This window comes from Rahnella sp. P4_A8, assembly GCF_056402435.1.
This window is the reverse complement of the sequence record NZ_JBFUHK010000015.1, coordinates 28586-44416: the sequence shown is the minus strand read 5'-3', so window position 1 is coordinate 44416 and position 15831 is coordinate 28586. Positions and strand designations below refer to the sequence as shown.

Annotated in this window: 19 protein-coding genes; 8 read left to right on the top strand and 11 right to left on the bottom strand. The window is 53.6% G+C overall.

Going from position 1 to position 15831, the window contains the following annotated elements; genetic code table 11:
• Window position 1 precedes the first annotated feature (1 nt).
• The 4 genes from prfB to xerD all read right to left on the bottom strand — a co-directional run bounded on the left by prfB (window position 2) and on the right by xerD (window position 4675).
• A protein-coding gene (gene prfB, locus AC1DUO_RS10580) for a peptide chain release factor 2 (RefSeq protein ID WP_013574114.1) occupies window positions 2–1100 on the bottom strand; the annotation gives its coding sequence in 2 pieces (ribosomal slippage) (window positions 2–1024 and window positions 1026–1100; 1098 coding nt in all).
• Window positions 1101–1230: 130 nt separating this feature from the next.
• The gene (recJ, locus tag AC1DUO_RS10575) at window positions 1231–2964 is read right to left on the bottom strand and encodes a single-stranded-DNA-specific exonuclease RecJ (protein ID WP_013574113.1); all 1734 of its coding nucleotides are present in this window, start codon (window positions 2962–2964) and stop codon (window positions 1231–1233) included.
• A gap of 6 nt (window positions 2965–2970) precedes the next feature.
• Window positions 2971–3690, bottom strand: a complete 720-nt coding sequence (gene dsbC, locus AC1DUO_RS10570) for a bifunctional protein-disulfide isomerase/oxidoreductase DsbC (RefSeq protein ID WP_013574112.1) — start codon at window positions 3688–3690, stop codon at window positions 2971–2973.
• A gap of 25 nt (window positions 3691–3715) precedes the next feature.
• A complete protein-coding gene (gene xerD / locus AC1DUO_RS10565; protein ID WP_072012276.1) occupies window positions 3716–4675 on the bottom strand; it encodes a site-specific tyrosine recombinase XerD in 960 nt (319 codons plus the stop codon).
• A 99-nt stretch (window positions 4676–4774) separates the two neighbouring features.
• Between xerD and fldB the strand changes: the two genes are divergently transcribed.
• Window positions 4775–5293: a flavodoxin FldB gene (gene fldB / locus AC1DUO_RS10560; protein ID WP_013574110.1), complete on the top strand. Its 519-nt coding sequence runs from the start codon at window positions 4775–4777 to the stop codon at window positions 5291–5293.
• A 45-nt stretch (window positions 5294–5338) separates the two neighbouring features.
• On the opposite strand, the gene AC1DUO_RS10555 is transcribed toward fldB, so the two are convergent.
• Both AC1DUO_RS10555 and sdhE read right to left on the bottom strand, forming a co-directional pair.
• Window positions 5339–5791, bottom strand: a complete 453-nt coding sequence (locus AC1DUO_RS10555) for a protein YgfX (protein ID WP_112198031.1) — start codon at window positions 5789–5791, stop codon at window positions 5339–5341.
• Window positions 5772–6038, bottom strand: coding sequence for an FAD assembly factor SdhE (sdhE, locus tag AC1DUO_RS10550; protein WP_037035260.1), 267 nt, complete (start codon window positions 6036–6038; stop codon window positions 5772–5774). Before sdhE ends, AC1DUO_RS10555 begins: the two co-directional genes overlap by 20 nt.
• 278 nt (window positions 6039–6316) lie before the next feature.
• On the opposite strand from sdhE, the gene ygfZ reads away from it, so the two are divergent.
• Entirely contained in the window at window positions 6317–7309 is a 993-nt protein-coding gene (gene ygfZ / locus AC1DUO_RS10545) for a tRNA-modifying protein YgfZ (protein WP_217147211.1), read from the top strand.
• A gap of 48 nt (window positions 7310–7357) precedes the next feature.
• On the opposite strand, the gene AC1DUO_RS10540 is transcribed toward ygfZ, so the two are convergent.
• Window positions 7358–7888, bottom strand: a complete 531-nt coding sequence (locus AC1DUO_RS10540; RefSeq protein ID WP_013574106.1) for a class IV adenylate cyclase — start codon at window positions 7886–7888, stop codon at window positions 7358–7360.
• A 184-nt stretch (window positions 7889–8072) separates the two neighbouring features.
• On the opposite strand from AC1DUO_RS10540, the gene pfkB reads away from it, so the two are divergent.
• The 3 genes from pfkB (at window position 8073) to AC1DUO_RS10525 (ending at window position 10631) form a co-directional block, all read left to right on the top strand.
• Window positions 8073–9017 (top strand): 6-phosphofructokinase II, encoded by a 945-nt coding sequence (pfkB, locus tag AC1DUO_RS10535; RefSeq protein WP_112152335.1) that lies wholly within the window; start codon window positions 8073–8075, stop codon window positions 9015–9017.
• 159 nt (window positions 9018–9176) lie between these two features.
• Window positions 9177–9617, top strand: coding sequence for a DUF1198 domain-containing protein (locus AC1DUO_RS10530; protein ID WP_013574104.1), 441 nt, complete (start codon window positions 9177–9179; stop codon window positions 9615–9617).
• Between the two features lie 126 nt (window positions 9618–9743).
• Window positions 9744–10631: an AraC family transcriptional regulator gene (locus tag AC1DUO_RS10525; RefSeq protein ID WP_477987266.1), complete on the top strand. Its 888-nt coding sequence runs from the start codon at window positions 9744–9746 to the stop codon at window positions 10629–10631.
• Between the two features lie 64 nt (window positions 10632–10695).
• Here AC1DUO_RS10525 and AC1DUO_RS10520 read toward each other — a convergent pair whose 3' ends face one another.
• Together AC1DUO_RS10520 and AC1DUO_RS10515 are read right to left on the bottom strand one after the other, a co-directional pair.
• Window positions 10696–11031, bottom strand: a complete 336-nt coding sequence (locus AC1DUO_RS10520) for a DUF2002 family protein (protein ID WP_013574102.1) — start codon at window positions 11029–11031, stop codon at window positions 10696–10698.
• 126 nt (window positions 11032–11157) lie between these two features.
• Complete coding sequence (locus tag AC1DUO_RS10515) at window positions 11158–12354, bottom strand: MFS transporter (RefSeq protein WP_121020181.1); 1197 nt, start codon at window positions 12352–12354, stop codon at window positions 11158–11160.
• A 272-nt stretch (window positions 12355–12626) separates the two neighbouring features.
• Here AC1DUO_RS10515 and AC1DUO_RS10510 point away from each other — a divergent pair, with 272 nt between their 5' ends.
• Window positions 12627–12932: an ElaB/YgaM/YqjD family protein gene (locus tag AC1DUO_RS10510; RefSeq protein WP_013574100.1), complete on the top strand. Its 306-nt coding sequence runs from the start codon at window positions 12627–12629 to the stop codon at window positions 12930–12932.
• 237 nt (window positions 12933–13169) lie between these two features.
• Here the strand turns inward: AC1DUO_RS10510 and AC1DUO_RS10505 are convergent, their stop codons facing one another.
• The gene (locus AC1DUO_RS10505) at window positions 13170–13343 is read right to left on the bottom strand and encodes a hypothetical protein (RefSeq protein ID WP_165497379.1); all 174 of its coding nucleotides are present in this window, start codon (window positions 13341–13343) and stop codon (window positions 13170–13172) included.
• On the bottom strand, window positions 13327–14778 hold the full coding sequence (gene pdxR / locus AC1DUO_RS10500) for a MocR-like pyridoxine biosynthesis transcription factor PdxR (protein ID WP_015689407.1): 1452 nt from the start codon (window positions 14776–14778) through the stop codon (window positions 13327–13329). Before pdxR ends, AC1DUO_RS10505 begins: the two co-directional genes overlap by 17 nt.
• A gap of 123 nt (window positions 14779–14901) precedes the next feature.
• Between pdxR and AC1DUO_RS10495 the strand changes: the two genes are divergently transcribed.
• Together AC1DUO_RS10495 and nrdH are read left to right on the top strand one after the other, a co-directional pair.
• Entirely contained in the window at window positions 14902–15333 is a 432-nt protein-coding gene (locus tag AC1DUO_RS10495; RefSeq protein WP_112152333.1) for a carboxymuconolactone decarboxylase family protein, read from the top strand.
• 257 nt (window positions 15334–15590) lie between these two features.
• Entirely contained in the window at window positions 15591–15830 is a 240-nt protein-coding gene (nrdH, locus tag AC1DUO_RS10490; RefSeq protein ID WP_013574097.1) for a glutaredoxin-like protein NrdH, read from the top strand.
• The last annotated feature ends 1 nt before the right edge of the window (window position 15831 follow it).

Here is a 15831-nt window from a genome sequence, read left to right as displayed (position 1 = left end):
CTCATAACCCGGCTTTCAAACTTGCCTCAATGAATTTATCCAGGTCGCCATCCAGTACGGCCTGCGTATTTCGCGTTTCGACGCCCGTGCGTAAATCTTTAATACGGGAATCATCCAGCACGTAAGAACGAATCTGGCTGCCCCAGCCGATGTCAGACTTGGTGTCTTCCAGCTGCTGTTTGTCCGCATTTTTCTTTTGCATCTCATACTCATAAAGCTTCGCACGCATCTGCTTCATGGCCTGATCTTTGTTTTTATGCTGGGAGCGGTCGTTCTGACACTGGGTCACAATGTTGGTCGGAAGGTGGGTAATACGTACCGCAGATTCCGTTTTGTTGACGTGCTGACCACCCGCACCGGACGCACGGTATACGTCGATACGCAGGTCGGCAGGGTTAATTTCGATTTCGATGTCGTCATCCACTTCCGGATACACAAACGCGGAACTGAACGAGGTATGGCGACGACCGCCGGAATCAAACGGGCTTTTACGCACCAGGCGATGAACGCCGGTTTCCGTACGCAGCCAGCCAAACGCATAATCACCGATGATCTTGATAGTCGCGGATTTCAGGCCAGCGACTTCACCGTCAGATTCTTCAATAACTTCAGTTTTGAAACCTTTGGCTTCTGCCCAACGCAAATACATACGCAGCAACATGCTCGCCCAGTCCTGTGCTTCCGTACCACCGGAACCAGCCTGGATATCGAGATAGCAGCTCGCGCTGTCGTATTCACCGGAGAACATGCGGCGGAATTCAAGCTGTTCCAGTTTGGCGGTCAGTACGTCGAGTTCGGCAACCGTTTCATTGAAAGTGTCTTCATCGTCGGCTTCTACCGCCAGTTCCAGTAGGCCGGTCACATCTTCCGCGCCCTGCAACAACTCATCGATGGTTTCAACAATAGCTTCCAGTGAGGAACGTTCTTTGCCCAGCGCCTGCGCGCGTTCTGGCTCGTTCCAGACGTCCGGCTGTTCCAGCTCGGCGTTTACTTCTTCGAGGCGTTCTTTCTTGGCATCATAGTCAAAGATACCCCCGAAGAACGACTGTCCGCTCGGATAGGTCCTGAATGCGGTTTTTAACCGGATTAATTTCAAACATGATTTTTCGCGTCTTACGTTAGATTCGGAGTTGGCCCAATGCCATTCGAACCGCAGATTCTAACGGAATTAGCGGTCTTTTTATAGCAAGGAGCCGTTTTTTTGCAGGGTTTATTACCGGCGTAAATCGCTTATTTCGGCCATAAATGTTCGATAATCAACTGAACGCTGCGATTTCCCCGAAATTCATTGATATCCAGCCGGTAGGCCAGTTGCACTTCGCGGATGCTGCTGTCCGGCCAGAAAGTCGGATCGATATTAAAAGCAATACCATCGAGCAACGGACCGCCGCCGACGGGTTCAATCATCAGCTTAAGATGACGCTCTTTCAGCAGTTTCTGTTGCAGGATACGGAACCTGCCGTCAAAGGTCGGTTCCGGGAACGCCTGTCCCCACGGGCCGCCGTCGCGCAGCATTTCAGCCGTATCAATCGTCAGTTCACGGGCCGACAGCTCGCCATCCGACCAGACCACACCTTCCAGATGCGAAGGATCCAGCCATTCACCGACCAGTGCAGCGAAACGATCACGAAATTCGTCGAACTTGCTCTCTTCCAGCGACAAACCGGCTGCCATCGCGTGTCCGCCGAATTTCATCATCAGACCGGGATTAAGCGTATCGAGACGTTCCAGCGCATCGCGCATATGCAATCCGGCAATCGAACGACCGGACCCTTTCAGAATGCCTTCACCCGCCGGTGCGAACGCAATCACCGGGCGATTAAAACGCTCTTTCAGACGTGATGCCAGAATGCCGACCACCCCCTGATGCCACTCAGGATGATACATCGCCAGCCCGAACGGCAGCGCGTCGGTACTGCTTTCCAGCTTGTCACACAGCGCCAGCGCTTCGACCTGCATGCCCTGCTCTATCTCACGGCGGGTCTGATTCAGCGCATCCAGATCGCTTGCCAGCGCACGCGCCTGACCGATGTCTTCACTGAGTAACAGCGCCACGCCAACCGACATATCATCAAGACGTCCGGCGGCATTCAGCCGTGGTCCAAGCGCAAAACCTAAATCACTGGCGCACAGCGTACGGGCTTCGCGCCCGGCCACTTCCAGCAACGCGCGGATCCCCGCACGGCATTTTCCGGCACGAATGCGGTTCAGCCCCTGATACACCATGATGCGATTGTTGGTATCAAGCGGCACGACATCCGCGACGGTGCCGAGCGCCACCAGATCCAGATGCTCCGCGAGATTGGGGATCGCCAGACCGTTTTGTTCAAACCAGCCACTTTCGCGTAATGCACTGCGCAGCGCCAGCATCAGATAAAACGCCACACCGACACCCGCCAGCGATTTGGACGGAAACTCGCAACCGACCAGATTAGGGTTAATGATCGCTTCGGCATCCGGCAATATTTCGCCCGGCAAGTGGTGATCGGTGATCAGCACCTGAATGCCTTTTTCATGGGCGAGCGTCACGCCCGCGTGAGAAGAAATGCCGTTATCGACGGTGAGGATCAACTCTGCACCGCGCGACGCCGCCTGTTCAACCACTTCCGGGCTGAGACCATAACCGTCTTCAAAACGGTTCGGCACCAGATAATCCAGATTACCGCAGCCCATGCTGCGCAAGGAAAGCAACGTCAGCGCCGTACTGGTCGCGCCATCGGCATCGAAGTCGCCAACGATAATTATGCGCAGACGCTCAGCCAGCGCTTTTTGCAGCAAGGCAACGGCAGTATCAATGCCATCAAGCTGCTGATAAGGCAGCATACCGCGCACGCCGCGCTCCAGCTCCTGGCTTTGTGTCACACCGCGGGCGAGATACAGCCGGCGTAACAGCGGGGAGAGTTCGGCGGGAAGATCCACGCCAGTCGCCGCCTCACGACGGCGAAGTTGAGTCTGCAAGGTCACGAAAAATCAACCACCGGTTTTATGTGAAGGATCCTGCTGGTCGAGCATGGCAGCCATTTCTTTCGGCGGCTGATAACCAGGGATCAAAGTTCCGTCTGCCAGCACGATGGCCGGAGTGCCTGTCACGCCGAACTGAACGCCCAGCTCAAATTGCTTCGCAATATCACTGGTTTTACAGGTTGCCGGCGTGATGTCATCGCCGCGCATTGCCGCATCAAAGTTGGTTTTGCGGTTGCCTGTGCACCAGATAGATTGCATGTCTTTCTCGGTTTTGGAATTCAGCCCCTGACGCGGGAAGGCCAGATAACGGATGGTTATGCCAAGATCGTTATAGTCCTGTATCTGCTGGTGCAGCTTGTGGCAATAGCCGCAGGTGATATCGGTAAACACCGTGATCACATGCTTTTCGTTTTTGGCTTTATAAATGATCATCTCGTTTTGTAACGCATCCATCTTCTTCACCAGCGCTTTGTTGGTGACGTTAACCGGATGGCTGCCGCTGACATCATACAGCGGGCCTTGCAAAACGTGTTTGCCGTCGTCGGTAATGTAAAGGGTGCCGCTGTCGGTAGAAACCGCACTCAGGCCGGTTACCGGCGAAGGCTGGATGTCGGCATGGCTCATGCCCAGTTTGCCCAGCGTGGCTTTGATTGCTGCTTCATCAGCATGGACCGCGGAGCTCATACACGCAGCCAGAAGTGTCAGCAGCATTAAACCTTTTTTCATCATGTCGTCCTTTTTCTCCGGCCTGTTATGCACGGGGATGATGTTGTTGATGTAGCAGTTTGAGTCGTTCAGTCGCTACATGGGTATAGATTTGTGTGGTCGATAAGTCACTGTGACCTAACAACATTTGCACGACGCGCAGATCCGCACCGTGATTCAATAAGTGGGTGGCGAAAGCGTGGCGCAGAACGTGGGGAGACAACCGCTCTGCATCAATGCCCGCAAGAATCGCATAGTGTTTGATGCGATGCCAGAACGTCTGGCGTGTCATTTGCTGCGCCCGGTTGCTGGGGAACACGATATCCAGCGATTGTCCGTTCAGCAGCCACGGCCTGCCGTGTTCGAAATAATTTTCGATCCAGTACACGGCTTCTTCGCCCATCGGCACCAGCCGTTCTTTGTTGCCTTTACCGATAACCCGCACCACACCCTGGCGCAGGCTCAGATCACTGAGCGTCAGCCCGACCAGTTCCGAAACACGCAAACCGGTGGCGTAAAGCAGCTCCAGCATGGCTTTATCACGCAGTTCAAGAGGCACATCGACACTCGGTGACGCCAGCAATGCGTCTACCTGCGCCTCACTGAGATCTTTCGGCAGGCGTTGCGGTAATTTAGGCGAAGACAACAGCGCGGTCGGGTCATCCTGACGCACGGACTCACGGTTCATGTACTGAAAGAGGCGACGCATCGCGCTAAGCAACCGTGCTGAGCTGGTGGCTTTGTATCCGCCCTCAATGCGCTCGGAGAGGAACAACTGTAAATCTTCGGCGCTGACATGCAGGAGATCGGTATTGTTATGATGCAGCCAGCCCAGCAATGATTTCAGATCCTGACGGTAGGATGACAGCGTATTTTCCGCGAGATTGCGCTCAATCCAGAGCATATCCAGAAACTGCTCAGTCAGGCTCTGATCGGCCTCATTAACCGCTGGTGTCACCGGCTCAGGCGTAACATCCTGAGGATTCGCATTATCTTGTTTTGGCATCCCGACTCCTCTTACTCACGACGGCCATTATGCCTTTCATGCGCCCAAATCTGCTACACTGGCTGCCATTCGTATTCTGATAACGTTATGGCAGCAAGTATGAAGATCGGACTTTTCTACGGTTCCAGCACCTGTTACACCGAAATGGCAGCGGAAAAAATCCGCGATATTTTGGGCGAAGAACTGGTTGATTTGCATAACATAAAAGATGTTGATCCCGACAGAATGGAAGATTACAACATCCTGATCCTGGGCATCCCGACATGGGATTTTGGCGAAATCCAGGAAGACTGGGAAGCGGTCTGGAATCAACTCCCAACGCTGAAACTACGCGGCAAAATCGTCGCCATGTACGGCATGGGCGACCAACTCGGCTACGGCGAATGGTTCCTTGACGCGCTCGGCATGCTTTATCATCAGCTGGTTCCCCTTGGCGTGCATTTCATTGGTTTCTGGCCGACAGAAGGCTTTGAGTTTACCAGCCCGAAACCGCTGAGTGCGGACGGCAAGCATTTCGTCGGGCTGGCTCTGGATGATGTGAACCAGTTCGATCTCACCGAAGAGCGCCTGCAACAATGGTGCGAACAGATCCTGCTGGAAATGGACGCCCTGCTTTAACGCAGCATAAGAACACGGCGTCAGCCTTCCATGGACATGCCCCTCTCAGCCCGGTTTTACCGGGCTACGCGGAGTGCCACTGAGCAATATCTGTCGCAACCGCCGCCACTCTTCCAGACTCATGCTGTCCGACGCCAGCCATAACCGCTGCCTTGAACTGCGCATCGCCTGCGCCAGCCCGCCTTTACGTTTTTCGCGACGAAGCGAGAGCAGTACGCCGTGGCTTATCATCCATACCGGCTGTTTAATCTGCCATTCATGGCCGCGCCATAAAAGACGGTCATCCTCGAGCAGGATCATTTCACCTGTGCGTGCTGTAATACGCCGCTGGCTGCGGATGCATTCAAACAACACCAGCAAAAGCAACGTCATCCATACCGGCCAGTAACCCGCAGGCCAGGGTGCCAGCAAAATCAGCAACATCACTGCACCGTAACATCCCAGTGAAATAAGCTGACTGCGCCAGGACACCCTGAGATCACATCGCCACAGGGCCACGGGCTTTGTTTCGAGTCTGAATAAGGGCGACCATACGCTGCAATTCRGTGTCTTTCGGTTCGCCGTGATTCATCAGCCAGTTGAACAGATCCGGATCATCACAGGTCAGCAAGCGGACAAATACTTCTTTATCGGTCTCGCTCAGCGAATCATATTCATATTCGAAGAACGGCATGATGGAGATATCCAGCTCGCGCATGCCACGACGGCAGGCCCAGTGAACGCGGGAACGATTATTAATATCCAGTTGGTTTTTGCTTTCCATAACAAGACTCTTTTTTAGGATACAGAATGAGAATTCTTTTATATAGAAAGCGATTCTAACAGCCCGTTGCGCAGGGACGTAACTTTTCAGTGCCCTGTTTTGTCAATCTCTGTGATGTGCTGGAAAACCTGATGCAAACCTGTCGTTTGTCTTACATTCTCTGGAAGGCGTCCTGGAAAAGGCACCAATAACTGTTTTCAAAGCGGATGGGCTCTTTTACCATGGGGCATCAGTCACATTTCATTGACCGGGATTAGAAAATGGCTAACGAATTTCCCTTTCCACCGCAAAAACCTTCAGCGTCTTCGCACCTTCCGCTGACATTGATTTCACTGGAAGACTGGGCACTGGCGACCATGACCGGCGCAGACACCGTGAAATACCTGCAAGGCCAGGTCACTGCGGATGTCGATGCGCTGGCTGCCGATCAGCATATTCTCTGTGCGCACTGTGATGCGAAAGGGAAAATGTGGAGTAATTTGCGCCTGTTCAAGCGTGGCGATGGTATGGCGTTTATTGAACGCCGCAATTTGCGCGACACACAGCTTACAGAAATCAAAAAGTACGCCGTATTTTCTAAAGTGACGTTCACTGCCGATGATGATGTGGTGTTACTCGGTGTGGCAGGTTTTCAGGCCAGTGCTGCTCTGACCGGGCTTTTTTCAACCTTGCCAACGGCTGAACAGCAGGTCGTACAACAAGATGAAACCACACTGCTGCATTTCTCCCTGCCAGCCGAACGTTATCTGATTGTCACCAGCCCGGAAAAAGCCCGTCAGGTGGTGGAAGAACTGGGTGAACAGGCACAACGCAACGACAGCCAGCAATGGCTGGCGCTGGATATCGAAGCCGGATTCCCGGTGATTGATACCGCCAACGCCGTGCAGTTTATCCCGCAGGCCACCAATATTCATGCGCTCGATGGCATCAGCTTTACCAAAGGCTGCTACGCCGGGCAGGAAATGGTGGCGCGAGCAAAATACCGCGGTGCGAACAAACGTGCATTGTACTGGCTGGCAGGCAAAGCGAGCAAAGTGCCTGCCCCGGCGGACGATCTCGAACTGCAACTGGGTGAAAACTGGCGCCGGACCGGCACCGTTCTGGCAGCCGTTCAGCTCAGCGACGGCACGCTTTGGGTTCAGGCCGTGCTGAATAACGATCTGGAAGCCGATGCCAGTCTGCGGGTGCGCGATGACGCGACCAGCCAGTTGAGCATTCAGCCGCTGCCGTATTCGCTGGAAGAAACGAAGTAACTTTCAACCTATTGCCGCCTTCCTGATATGAAGGCGGTGATTATAAATTTACTCGTGAAGGTGTTTGCCTTTCGCATTCAGCAAATCCACATACGCCTGATCCACCAGTTCCTGGCGGTCAATCCCCAACCTTTCCAGTAAGTCTTCTGCAATGACAATGCCCTGCTCAGGCGTTTCATCATCCGCAAGCACAACCTCGAATTCCAGATAATCGCCCAGCCCTTTTACCCTGTCGAGATGCAGACGGGTTTGTCCGATCATAAAAAGAGTCCTCTGTTTGATGACCCGTCCGGCAGCGCCATAGGCCAGCGTCAGAGTTTCGCGCAGACTGTCAGGATCATGCGTTTCTGAAAGTGTGTAGAAGCTGGTTTTCGGTCCCGCCTTGTCAGGACGCTGATAGAAAATCAGCTCGCCGCGATCAGGCGCTAATGTGCGCAATTTCAGGCGTCCGTGCGGACACACGAAAAAAGTGTCGTCCTGCTCAATGATGTCCGGCAATCCATCGGAAAGCAGCGCGATTTTTTCATACAGCGCAGAGAAATCATCTACTCTGGCTTTGATCTCAATGTTTCTGGCCATCTTTCACTCCTTAAAAGTTCATGCGTTTTTATACTGATTCAATGAACATGGAGTGACCTTACAGTGACATTATGTTGAACCGCAAGGGAGTTTGATCTCGCGCGTTAAATCGCCAATCAGGTGCTGCAAAAACAGGTCAGGATGCTAACCTGAATTCAGTTTTTGGAAAATTGAGGGAACGATAATGACCAAAATAGTCACACTCACACTGGCACCTTCGCTCGACAGTGCCACTCTCACCCCTAAGATTTACCCGGAAGGTAAATTGCGTTGTACGGCCCCCGTGTTCGAACCCGGCGGCGGCGGTATCAATGTAGCGCGTGCCATTGTTTATCTGGGCGGCCAGGCTACCGCATTATTTCCGACGGGAGGCCCGACAGGTGCACATCTGGTTCAGTTGCTGCGCGACGAGGGGATCACCACAGACACACTGGAAACCCAGGACTGGACCCGCCAGAACCTGCACGTTCACACCGAAAATACCGGCGAACAGTATCGTTTCGTTATGCCGGGCGCACGACTTACGGAGGCTGAATTTGCGGGCCTTAGCGCGAAAATCGAAAAGATCCCTGCCGGCTCAATACTGGTCATCAGCGGCAGTTTGCCACCGGGCACGCACATTACGGCACTGACAGAGTTAATCAGGAAAGCGCAGAAAGCCGGTTTACGCTGCATTCTTGACAGTTCGGGTGATGCACTGGCCGCGGGCCTGAAGCTCGGCGGGCTGGCGCTGGTCAAACCGAACCAGAATGAACTGGCCGCGCTGGTCGGGCATTCTCTGGAAAATCCGGGGGATGTTCTGGCGGCAGCTCAGCAAATTATCCGTGACGGTGGTGCTGAACGCGTGGTCGTTTCTCTGGGGCCACAAGGTGCGCTGGCCGTGGACGCGAACAGCTCATTCCAGGTTGTCCCACCGCCGGTGAAAAAAATGAGTACCGTTGGCGCAGGTGACAGCATGGTCGGCGCGATGACCCTCAAACTGGCCGAAGGGGCTGATTTACTCGACATGGTTCGCTTTGGCGTGGCCGCCGGTAGCGCGGCAACACTCAATATCGGTACGCGTCTGTGCTCGGATAAAGATACTCAGCAAATTTATCAGTATCTGTGCCAGCAAACACCGGCTCATTAGGGCCAAACCCCGCTTCGTGAAGGCTCAGCACCTTCACGAAGCGAAAATTCTTTGTCACTCCTTCACGTATTTACCCTGATTAGCAGATAAACTCGCAGCATCGGGTGTTGCATGCACCTTTCACATCACGCCAGAAAAGGCCGGAGGCCAGAGTCCAGAATGATATGGATTATGCTTGCTGCAATTGTTGTGGTTTTTATTGTGGGTTATTGGTTTATGACAGCAGATACCCGTAAAGCGAATGATTCTCTCGCCAGTCTGTTGAAAATAAAGCCGGTTTATATCGATTCCATGTTGCTGGAAATGGGTAAACGTCAGAGCCAGATGTTTATCCGCTCAATCAGCGGTGGCTATGCTGAAGAAATCCGCAAAGCTGCTTATGTTGTTTTTATTTATCAGACGTTTATTAAAGATCCCTCGGAAGAGAATATCGTCCGCTGGCGAAACATTTTAGTGCGCGCGCATCTGCCGCCACAGTTAAGCAGCGAACACGCCGAGCTGGCGCTGTTCTATTTTGCCGAACTGGATATCGAACCCTTCGAGCTGGCGCAGTTTCGCCGCGACTACAACGAAACCTATAACCAAATCCATCTGGTTTAACGTTCCGGTTCGCCTCAGAAATGGCCCTTATCCGGGCCATTTTCTTTTCTGCTGCATTGAAAAAGCAATCTCAGTCAGGACAACCCCTCACACGGCGGGCAAAGTAAACGCCATGAAGGAGAGGAAATGAATCACGACAAAAGCCAGCTTTATCAGCGACGTTTTCAGCAGGTATTTACCTATATAGAACAGCATCTGGACAGTCCGATGACCGTGGAGCAACTAAGTGAAGTCGCCTGTTTCTCACGTTTTCACTTTCACCGGCAGTTCAGCCAGTTCTGTGGGGTCAGCGTCAGCCGCTACATCACGCTGATGCGCCTGAAACGCGCCTCGTTCCGGCTGGTACAAAACCCGCACGAGAAGGTGATTGGTATCGCGCTGGATGCCGGATTTGAAAACCCGGAGTCGTTTTCCCGTGCCTTCAGGAACACTTTTGGCCTGAGCCCCAGCGAGTTTCGCAAAAATCCTGTCTGGGTCGACTGGCATGTGCATTTTCAATTTCCCGGCAGGGAAAATCAGCAGAGGCTGGAAAATATGGAAGTCAAAATCATTGAAGTGGAACCCATGCAGGTCGCGGTGCTGGAACATCTCGGGGATCCGATGCGGGTGAGCAATACGGTCGCAACGTTTATCGAATGGCGCAAAGCTTCCGGGCTTTCGGATTACACACTGCGCGGCACTTACGGTATTCCGTATAACGATCCGCTGGTCACGCCGGGCGAGGAATTCCGCTTCGATGTCTGCGGCGAACTTAACCCGCAGGCTAATGGCACCGTGCCGGAAAATCCGCAGGGAGTGATCGGCAAAACGCTGCCGGGTGGACGTTGCGCGGTGGTTCGACACGTCGGAGCGTATGACCGGATAAGTGACAGTGTTTATTATCTTTATCGCGAATGGTTGCCGCACAGCGGAGAGGAATTACGGGATTTTCCGGTTTATTTCCGCTACCTGCATCTTGATCAGGAATTACCGGAGCATGCGCAGCAAACCGATATTTTGTTGCCGCTGAAATGAGATAAAAACCTGAGGAAACAGCGCTGGTGAAATCAGCGCTGTCTGTTTCTGTTCCGTCGCCGGATTATCTGAACACGTTGTCCAGATAGCTCGCCAGGATCTGGCGTGAACTGAAACCATGGCAAATGCCATAGTAAGTTTCATTGTCGCTGGAGACATCCAGCGGGAAATTCTTGTAGGCTTCACTGCTGCGAAACGATGCTGTGGGTTCAGCAAAACGCTCACTGCGCTCTTTCAGCGCCGGGTGTATTACCAGGGCAGTCCGGCCAAACCGCGCTTCCCGGTTTACATACACATAATGCTCGCCCCGGCGGTAACCGTAAGCTTTATCATCAATAAAATCACGTTCAAACCCTGAGGTTTCTAAAACACGTGCCACTTCATCTGGCCGTAAATACATGGTTGCTCCTCGCTTCTTTAACCGCAAGGCGACCTTACCGCAATAACTCTGCCAGACAATGCGTTTATCCCCGATTTCGGCGTATTTAGGATTTATCTAAATGCCTTAACCCTGCAATTTGAAGGGCTATTCAGCAGGAGATTGCCGCGAAGTATTTACCCACAATCTGAGGGTCAGCAGCCAGGCAATCACCACCATAAATGCCGCCGCAAGATAAATAGACGGCGTCCCAAAATGCGAAATAATCAGCCCGGCTACCGGTCCGGTAATACCGAGCCCGAGATCCAGAAAGGCGGAATACAGCCCCAGCGCCGTGCCCTGATTTTGTGGCGGTACCTGTTTTACCGCTTCCACACCCAGCGCAGGGAAAATCAGCGAGAAGCCGGAACCGGTAAGAAAGGCGCCCAGTTGCACCGACAACGGATCGTGTCCCAGCCAGATCATCAGTAACCCTGCGACTTCAAACACAAAGGACACCAGTGAGACCCGCAGGCCGCCGAACCGGTTAATCATGTTGCCGAAGACGAGGCGCGCACCGACAAATCCGAGGCTGAATAAGGTGAGCGTGAATGCCGCGCCGCTCCAGCCTTTATCAGCGTAGTAAAGGGTAATAAAGGTGGCGATAACGCCGAACCCGATGGTGCCGAATCCCAGCCCGAGGCCATACAGCCAGATGCGCCCGACCACCGCTTTGAATGCAATCCGCTTACCGGCGGTGACGGAAATCGCGGCTTTCATGCTGGCCAGTATGGCGGCAAACGCGGCAGCGACGATAATCAGTACCGCCACCCCCATCAGCCCGTAAGCATGGTTGAGTAACACGCCGAGCGGCGCACCGACGGCCATTGCGCCGTAAGTCGCCACACCATTCCAGGAAATCACGCGTGCGGTATGTTTCGCGCCTACCGCACCAATTCCCCACAGCGTAGTTCCGGTGCTGCCGAAGCTTTCACCGACACCCAGAAAGATGCGGCCAACACAGAGCATCAGCAGACTCGCCAGCGGAAACGCCGAAAACCAAAACGCCATCGCGTAAAAAATACCGCTGATCCCGCAGCAAATAAGGCCAAAAATGACCACCCGTTTCGGGCCAAGGAGATCGGCATATCGCCCGGCGTGCGGCCGGCTGATGAGCGTCGAGAAATACTGAACACTGATCACCAGCCCCGCCAGCACCGAGTTATATCCCAGCGTGTTATGCACAAAGCCCGGCAACACCGCGAGCGGCAAACCAATGGTCAGATAAACAACGAAAGTGAACAGCATGAACGACAAAATGCGTTTGTTGAGCAGAGCGTTAGAACGCAATGTACTTAAAGACATGGGCGGACCCGAAAATGAGATCACTGAGAGTGGAATAAACAGTATAAACAGGTTTGGCCTTCAAAACGGGCTAAAAATGTTATCGGCTGTAACGCGGATTTTGTTTTGCAGAGAAATCTGAGCCGCATCACGCCAGCCCTCGTCCCACCTGACTTCTGACACAGTGCCATGGCCTGAAAAGGTCCGCAATCATAGACATTTGTCCTTAAAGAACCATCCGGTACAACATTATGGTCTATGCTTAATACAACAGTCACACAAGGAGAGACGGAATGTTTAAGAGAACAGATAAAGTAGAAAAAAATATCGATCAGGACGTAACCCTGCTGGCGGACACGCTGGATGAAGTGCTTCAGTCTGCAGGTGATAAATCCAAGGATGAATTGGATAAAATCCGCAGCAAAGCACAGGGTGTATTGCGTGAAACCCGTGCGCGTTTCAACAGCGAAAAATTAAGTCAGCAGGCACGCGATGCGGCGGCCACTGCCAATGATTATGTGAAAGATAATCCGTGGTATGGCGTCGGTGCCGGTGCCGCAATCGGTATTGTTATCGGTGTTCTTTTGGGACGCCGCTAACGTAAAAGGCAATTTGCGATGTTTCACTCCTGTGTCGGGAATATGGCTTAAAAACCTGAAACATCCGCGTGGCTCCCTCATTGCCGCGCGATTGCTAAAAAAAGACGACGGAGCCTCCGGGCTCCGTTTTCTATTTTTGGATCCCTTTAACGTTAAAAATGAACGCGAAAACTCTTTGACTGACAGGATTTAAACGTCCCCAGGTCACCTTTTTTATGTTGAGAAGATGCCTGCGTTTCATCGCCACGGCTGATGCTGATAGCTGACTCCGGCCATCAGGTTGCCAGACGTGAGCAGCCACTCATCGCGCGCCGGAGAATAGTCATATTCATCGCCATCATCAGAGCCGTTTTCCAGCTCCAGTACCTGCTGATAGCGGCGAATGCCGCACTGATCAGCGGCTGTTTTCAAGCACTGCCGCCAGCCGCTGCACCAGCCCGTCCGCCTGTTGCTGCGAACTGATATTCACAAATCCCATCAACAGGCCGTTCGGACGTAAAGCCTCGCCCCTCACGTGGCGCTCAACCTGCCAGTCGGACAGCGCCTGCACTGCCAGCCCCTGTTCACGGGCATTTGTGGCGATCAGCGCATCGTCCAGTGTGGCATTCAGTGTGGTGCAAAGCTGGATCCCGCCGACCTGCTGGCTCACACGTAATATGTCCGCCGGAAACGCCGCCGTCAGCGCCTTTTCCAGATAGCCGCGCCGCTCAGCGTAAAGCTGACGCATCCGTTTCAGATGCCGGTAGAAATGCCCCTGCTCGATAAATTCCGCGATACTGCTTTGCACCAAAGGCGGCGTTCCGCAAATTCGCAGCGGGCAATACGCTTCGATTTTTTCCACCAGACTGTCCGGCACCACGACATATCCACAGCGAAGCGCCGGAAACATCACTTTGCTGAATGTTCCCGCGTAAATCACCCTTCCCTGCGTATCGAGGCTTTTCAGCGAAGGCAAAGGCTGGCCGTGATAGCGGAACTCGCTGTCGTAATCATCTTCGATAATCCACGCCTGTTGCTGCGCTGCCCAATCCAGCAAGGCCATACGCCGCGCTAAACTCATGGTCACACCGGTCGGACTTTGATGAGCGGGCGTCACCACGGCAAATCGTGCGTTCGCAAACTGCGCCACCGCCTGCGGAACATTCATGCCTTCATCATCAACATTCACCGCCATCGGCGTGGCGCCGGCGGCACGGAAAAATGCCTGCGTGACCGGATAACCCGGGTCTTCCAGCCAGACGCCGTCGCCCGGTTGCAGCAGGCTGCCGATGATCAAATCCAGCACCGGCGCATAGCCGCCGCAAATAAATATCTGTTCAGGACGGCAGGTAAATCCGCGGGAAAGTTGCAGATAACGGGCGACGGCGTGGCGTAAAACGTCCGTCCCTGCCAGCGGCGGATGGCCTAAATCATTCATGCTGGTGTGACGAATTTGCCGTGAAACAATGCGCGACCAGATCGCACGCGGGAACGCATCCAGTGCCGGAAGCCCGAGCTGGAAAGGCAGGGAAGAAACGGAAGGTAACATCGGGTTGACGGGTTTACGCCCGGCATCTTCTCTGACCGGCGAGGGTGCGGGGGCGGATAAACTTTCCGGCGCGCTGACTACCGTTCCGGCCTGTCCGCGGCTTTGCAGAAAGCCTTCCGCCATCAGCAAGCCATAGGCATTTTCAACCGTGGCGCGTGCCACGCCGAGTTCGCTGGCCAGCGCCCGCACCGACGGCACACGGCTGCCGCGTTTAAGCTGTCCTGCCATGATCGCCTGTTTCACCCGCTGATAAATCTGCCGGTAAAGCGGTGCTTTGTGTCGGGGATCGAGATGAAAGGCAAGGTCGAAACGGTTCATTCATGACCTGCTTAAAGAGACATTTTATGGCTCTGTAGTATAGACCATACGCAGCGTAAAGTAGCGGTCATTGAGACGCACCCTGCGTCGCTGTTTAGCCCGAAACGCCCAGAGGAAATCATCATGACTGCACTTCGCCTGCCTTACTATTCCCTGTCTTCTTCGGTGATGGAACCGATGAAAGCCGCGCTCGGCGCACTGGAAAACGGTCCGCTGGATAACGTGATTATCGAGCTGGCGTTCCTGCGTGTGTCACAAATTAACGGCTGCGCCTATTGCCTGGATATGCATTCCAAAGCGTTGCGTAAAATGGAAGTCACGCAGACCAAACTGGATCAGCTGGCGGGCTGGCAGGTCAGCCACGTGTATTCTGAGCGTGAACGTGCCGCGCTGGCGTGGGCCGAATCACTGACATTCGTTGCCGCTACCGGCGCACCGGACAACGCCTTTGAGCCGCTGAAAGCGCAATTCAGCGACGTGGAAATCTCGGAACTGACCTTCGCCATCGGTCTGATGAATGCGTTTAACCGCCTCGCGGTGGGTATGCGCCAGTAATTTGACCGCTTAAAAAACGAACTGAAAAAAGTTTTTCCTCGCCAGCCCGCTTCCTGCGGGCTTTGCCGCTTTTGCAATAAGCAAATTTAGAAAATCTACATATTGTGTGGTTGAAAATCCAAATCACTACATCTAGTATTCAGTTCATCGGGACGCCACGATGGCACCGACTCTCGCGCCTTTCCCCCGGCTGAAGCAGCCGCACAGCGGTAAGGCAAAAATTGTCTCTGATTTCTTACAAGATGGAAATACGAATCATGAGCATTATTATTTACAGTAAACCAGACTGTGTCCAGTGCAACGCGACCTACCGTGCATTAGATAAACAAGGCATCGCTTACGAAGTTGTGGATTTGACTCAGGATGAGCAGGCGCTCGGCCAGGTTCGTGCGATGGGCTATCAGCAGGTTCCGGTGATTGTGGCCGGTGACGATCACTGGTCTGGTTTCCGTCCGGACAAAATCAGCGCCCTGCGCCAGCTCCAGAACGCGTTCTGAG

Coding starts and splice junctions, on each gene's coding strand:
- dsbC (WP_013574112.1), bottom strand. CDS start 3,690: ATGAAAAAAGGTTTAATGCTGCTGACACTTCTGGCTGCGTGTATGAGC.
- xerD (WP_072012276.1), bottom strand. CDS start 4,675: ATGCCAAAACAAGATAATGCGAATCCTCAGGATGTTACGCCTGAGCCG.
- fldB (WP_013574110.1), top strand. CDS start 4,775: ATGAAGATCGGACTTTTCTACGGTTCCAGCACCTGTTACACCGAAATG.
- ygfZ (WP_217147211.1), top strand. CDS start 6,317: ATGGCTAACGAATTTCCCTTTCCACCGCAAAAACCTTCAGCGTCTTCG.
- AC1DUO_RS10540 (WP_013574106.1), bottom strand. CDS start 7,888: ATGGCCAGAAACATTGAGATCAAAGCCAGAGTAGATGATTTCTCTGCG.
- pfkB (WP_112152335.1), top strand. CDS start 8,073: ATGACCAAAATAGTCACACTCACACTGGCACCTTCGCTCGACAGTGCC.
- AC1DUO_RS10530 (WP_013574104.1), top strand. CDS start 9,177: ATGATATGGATTATGCTTGCTGCAATTGTTGTGGTTTTTATTGTGGGT.
- AC1DUO_RS10525 (WP_477987266.1), top strand. CDS start 9,744: ATGAATCACGACAAAAGCCAGCTTTATCAGCGACGTTTTCAGCAGGTA.
- AC1DUO_RS10520 (WP_013574102.1), bottom strand. CDS start 11,031: ATGTATTTACGGCCAGATGAAGTGGCACGTGTTTTAGAAACCTCAGGG.
- AC1DUO_RS10515 (WP_121020181.1), bottom strand. CDS start 12,354: ATGTCTTTAAGTACATTGCGTTCTAACGCTCTGCTCAACAAACGCATT.
- AC1DUO_RS10510 (WP_013574100.1), top strand. CDS start 12,627: ATGTTTAAGAGAACAGATAAAGTAGAAAAAAATATCGATCAGGACGTA.
- pdxR (WP_015689407.1), bottom strand. CDS start 14,778: ATGAACCGTTTCGACCTTGCCTTTCATCTCGATCCCCGACACAAAGCA.
- AC1DUO_RS10495 (WP_112152333.1), top strand. CDS start 14,902: ATGACTGCACTTCGCCTGCCTTACTATTCCCTGTCTTCTTCGGTGATG.
- nrdH (WP_013574097.1), top strand. CDS start 15,591: ATGAGCATTATTATTTACAGTAAACCAGACTGTGTCCAGTGCAACGCG.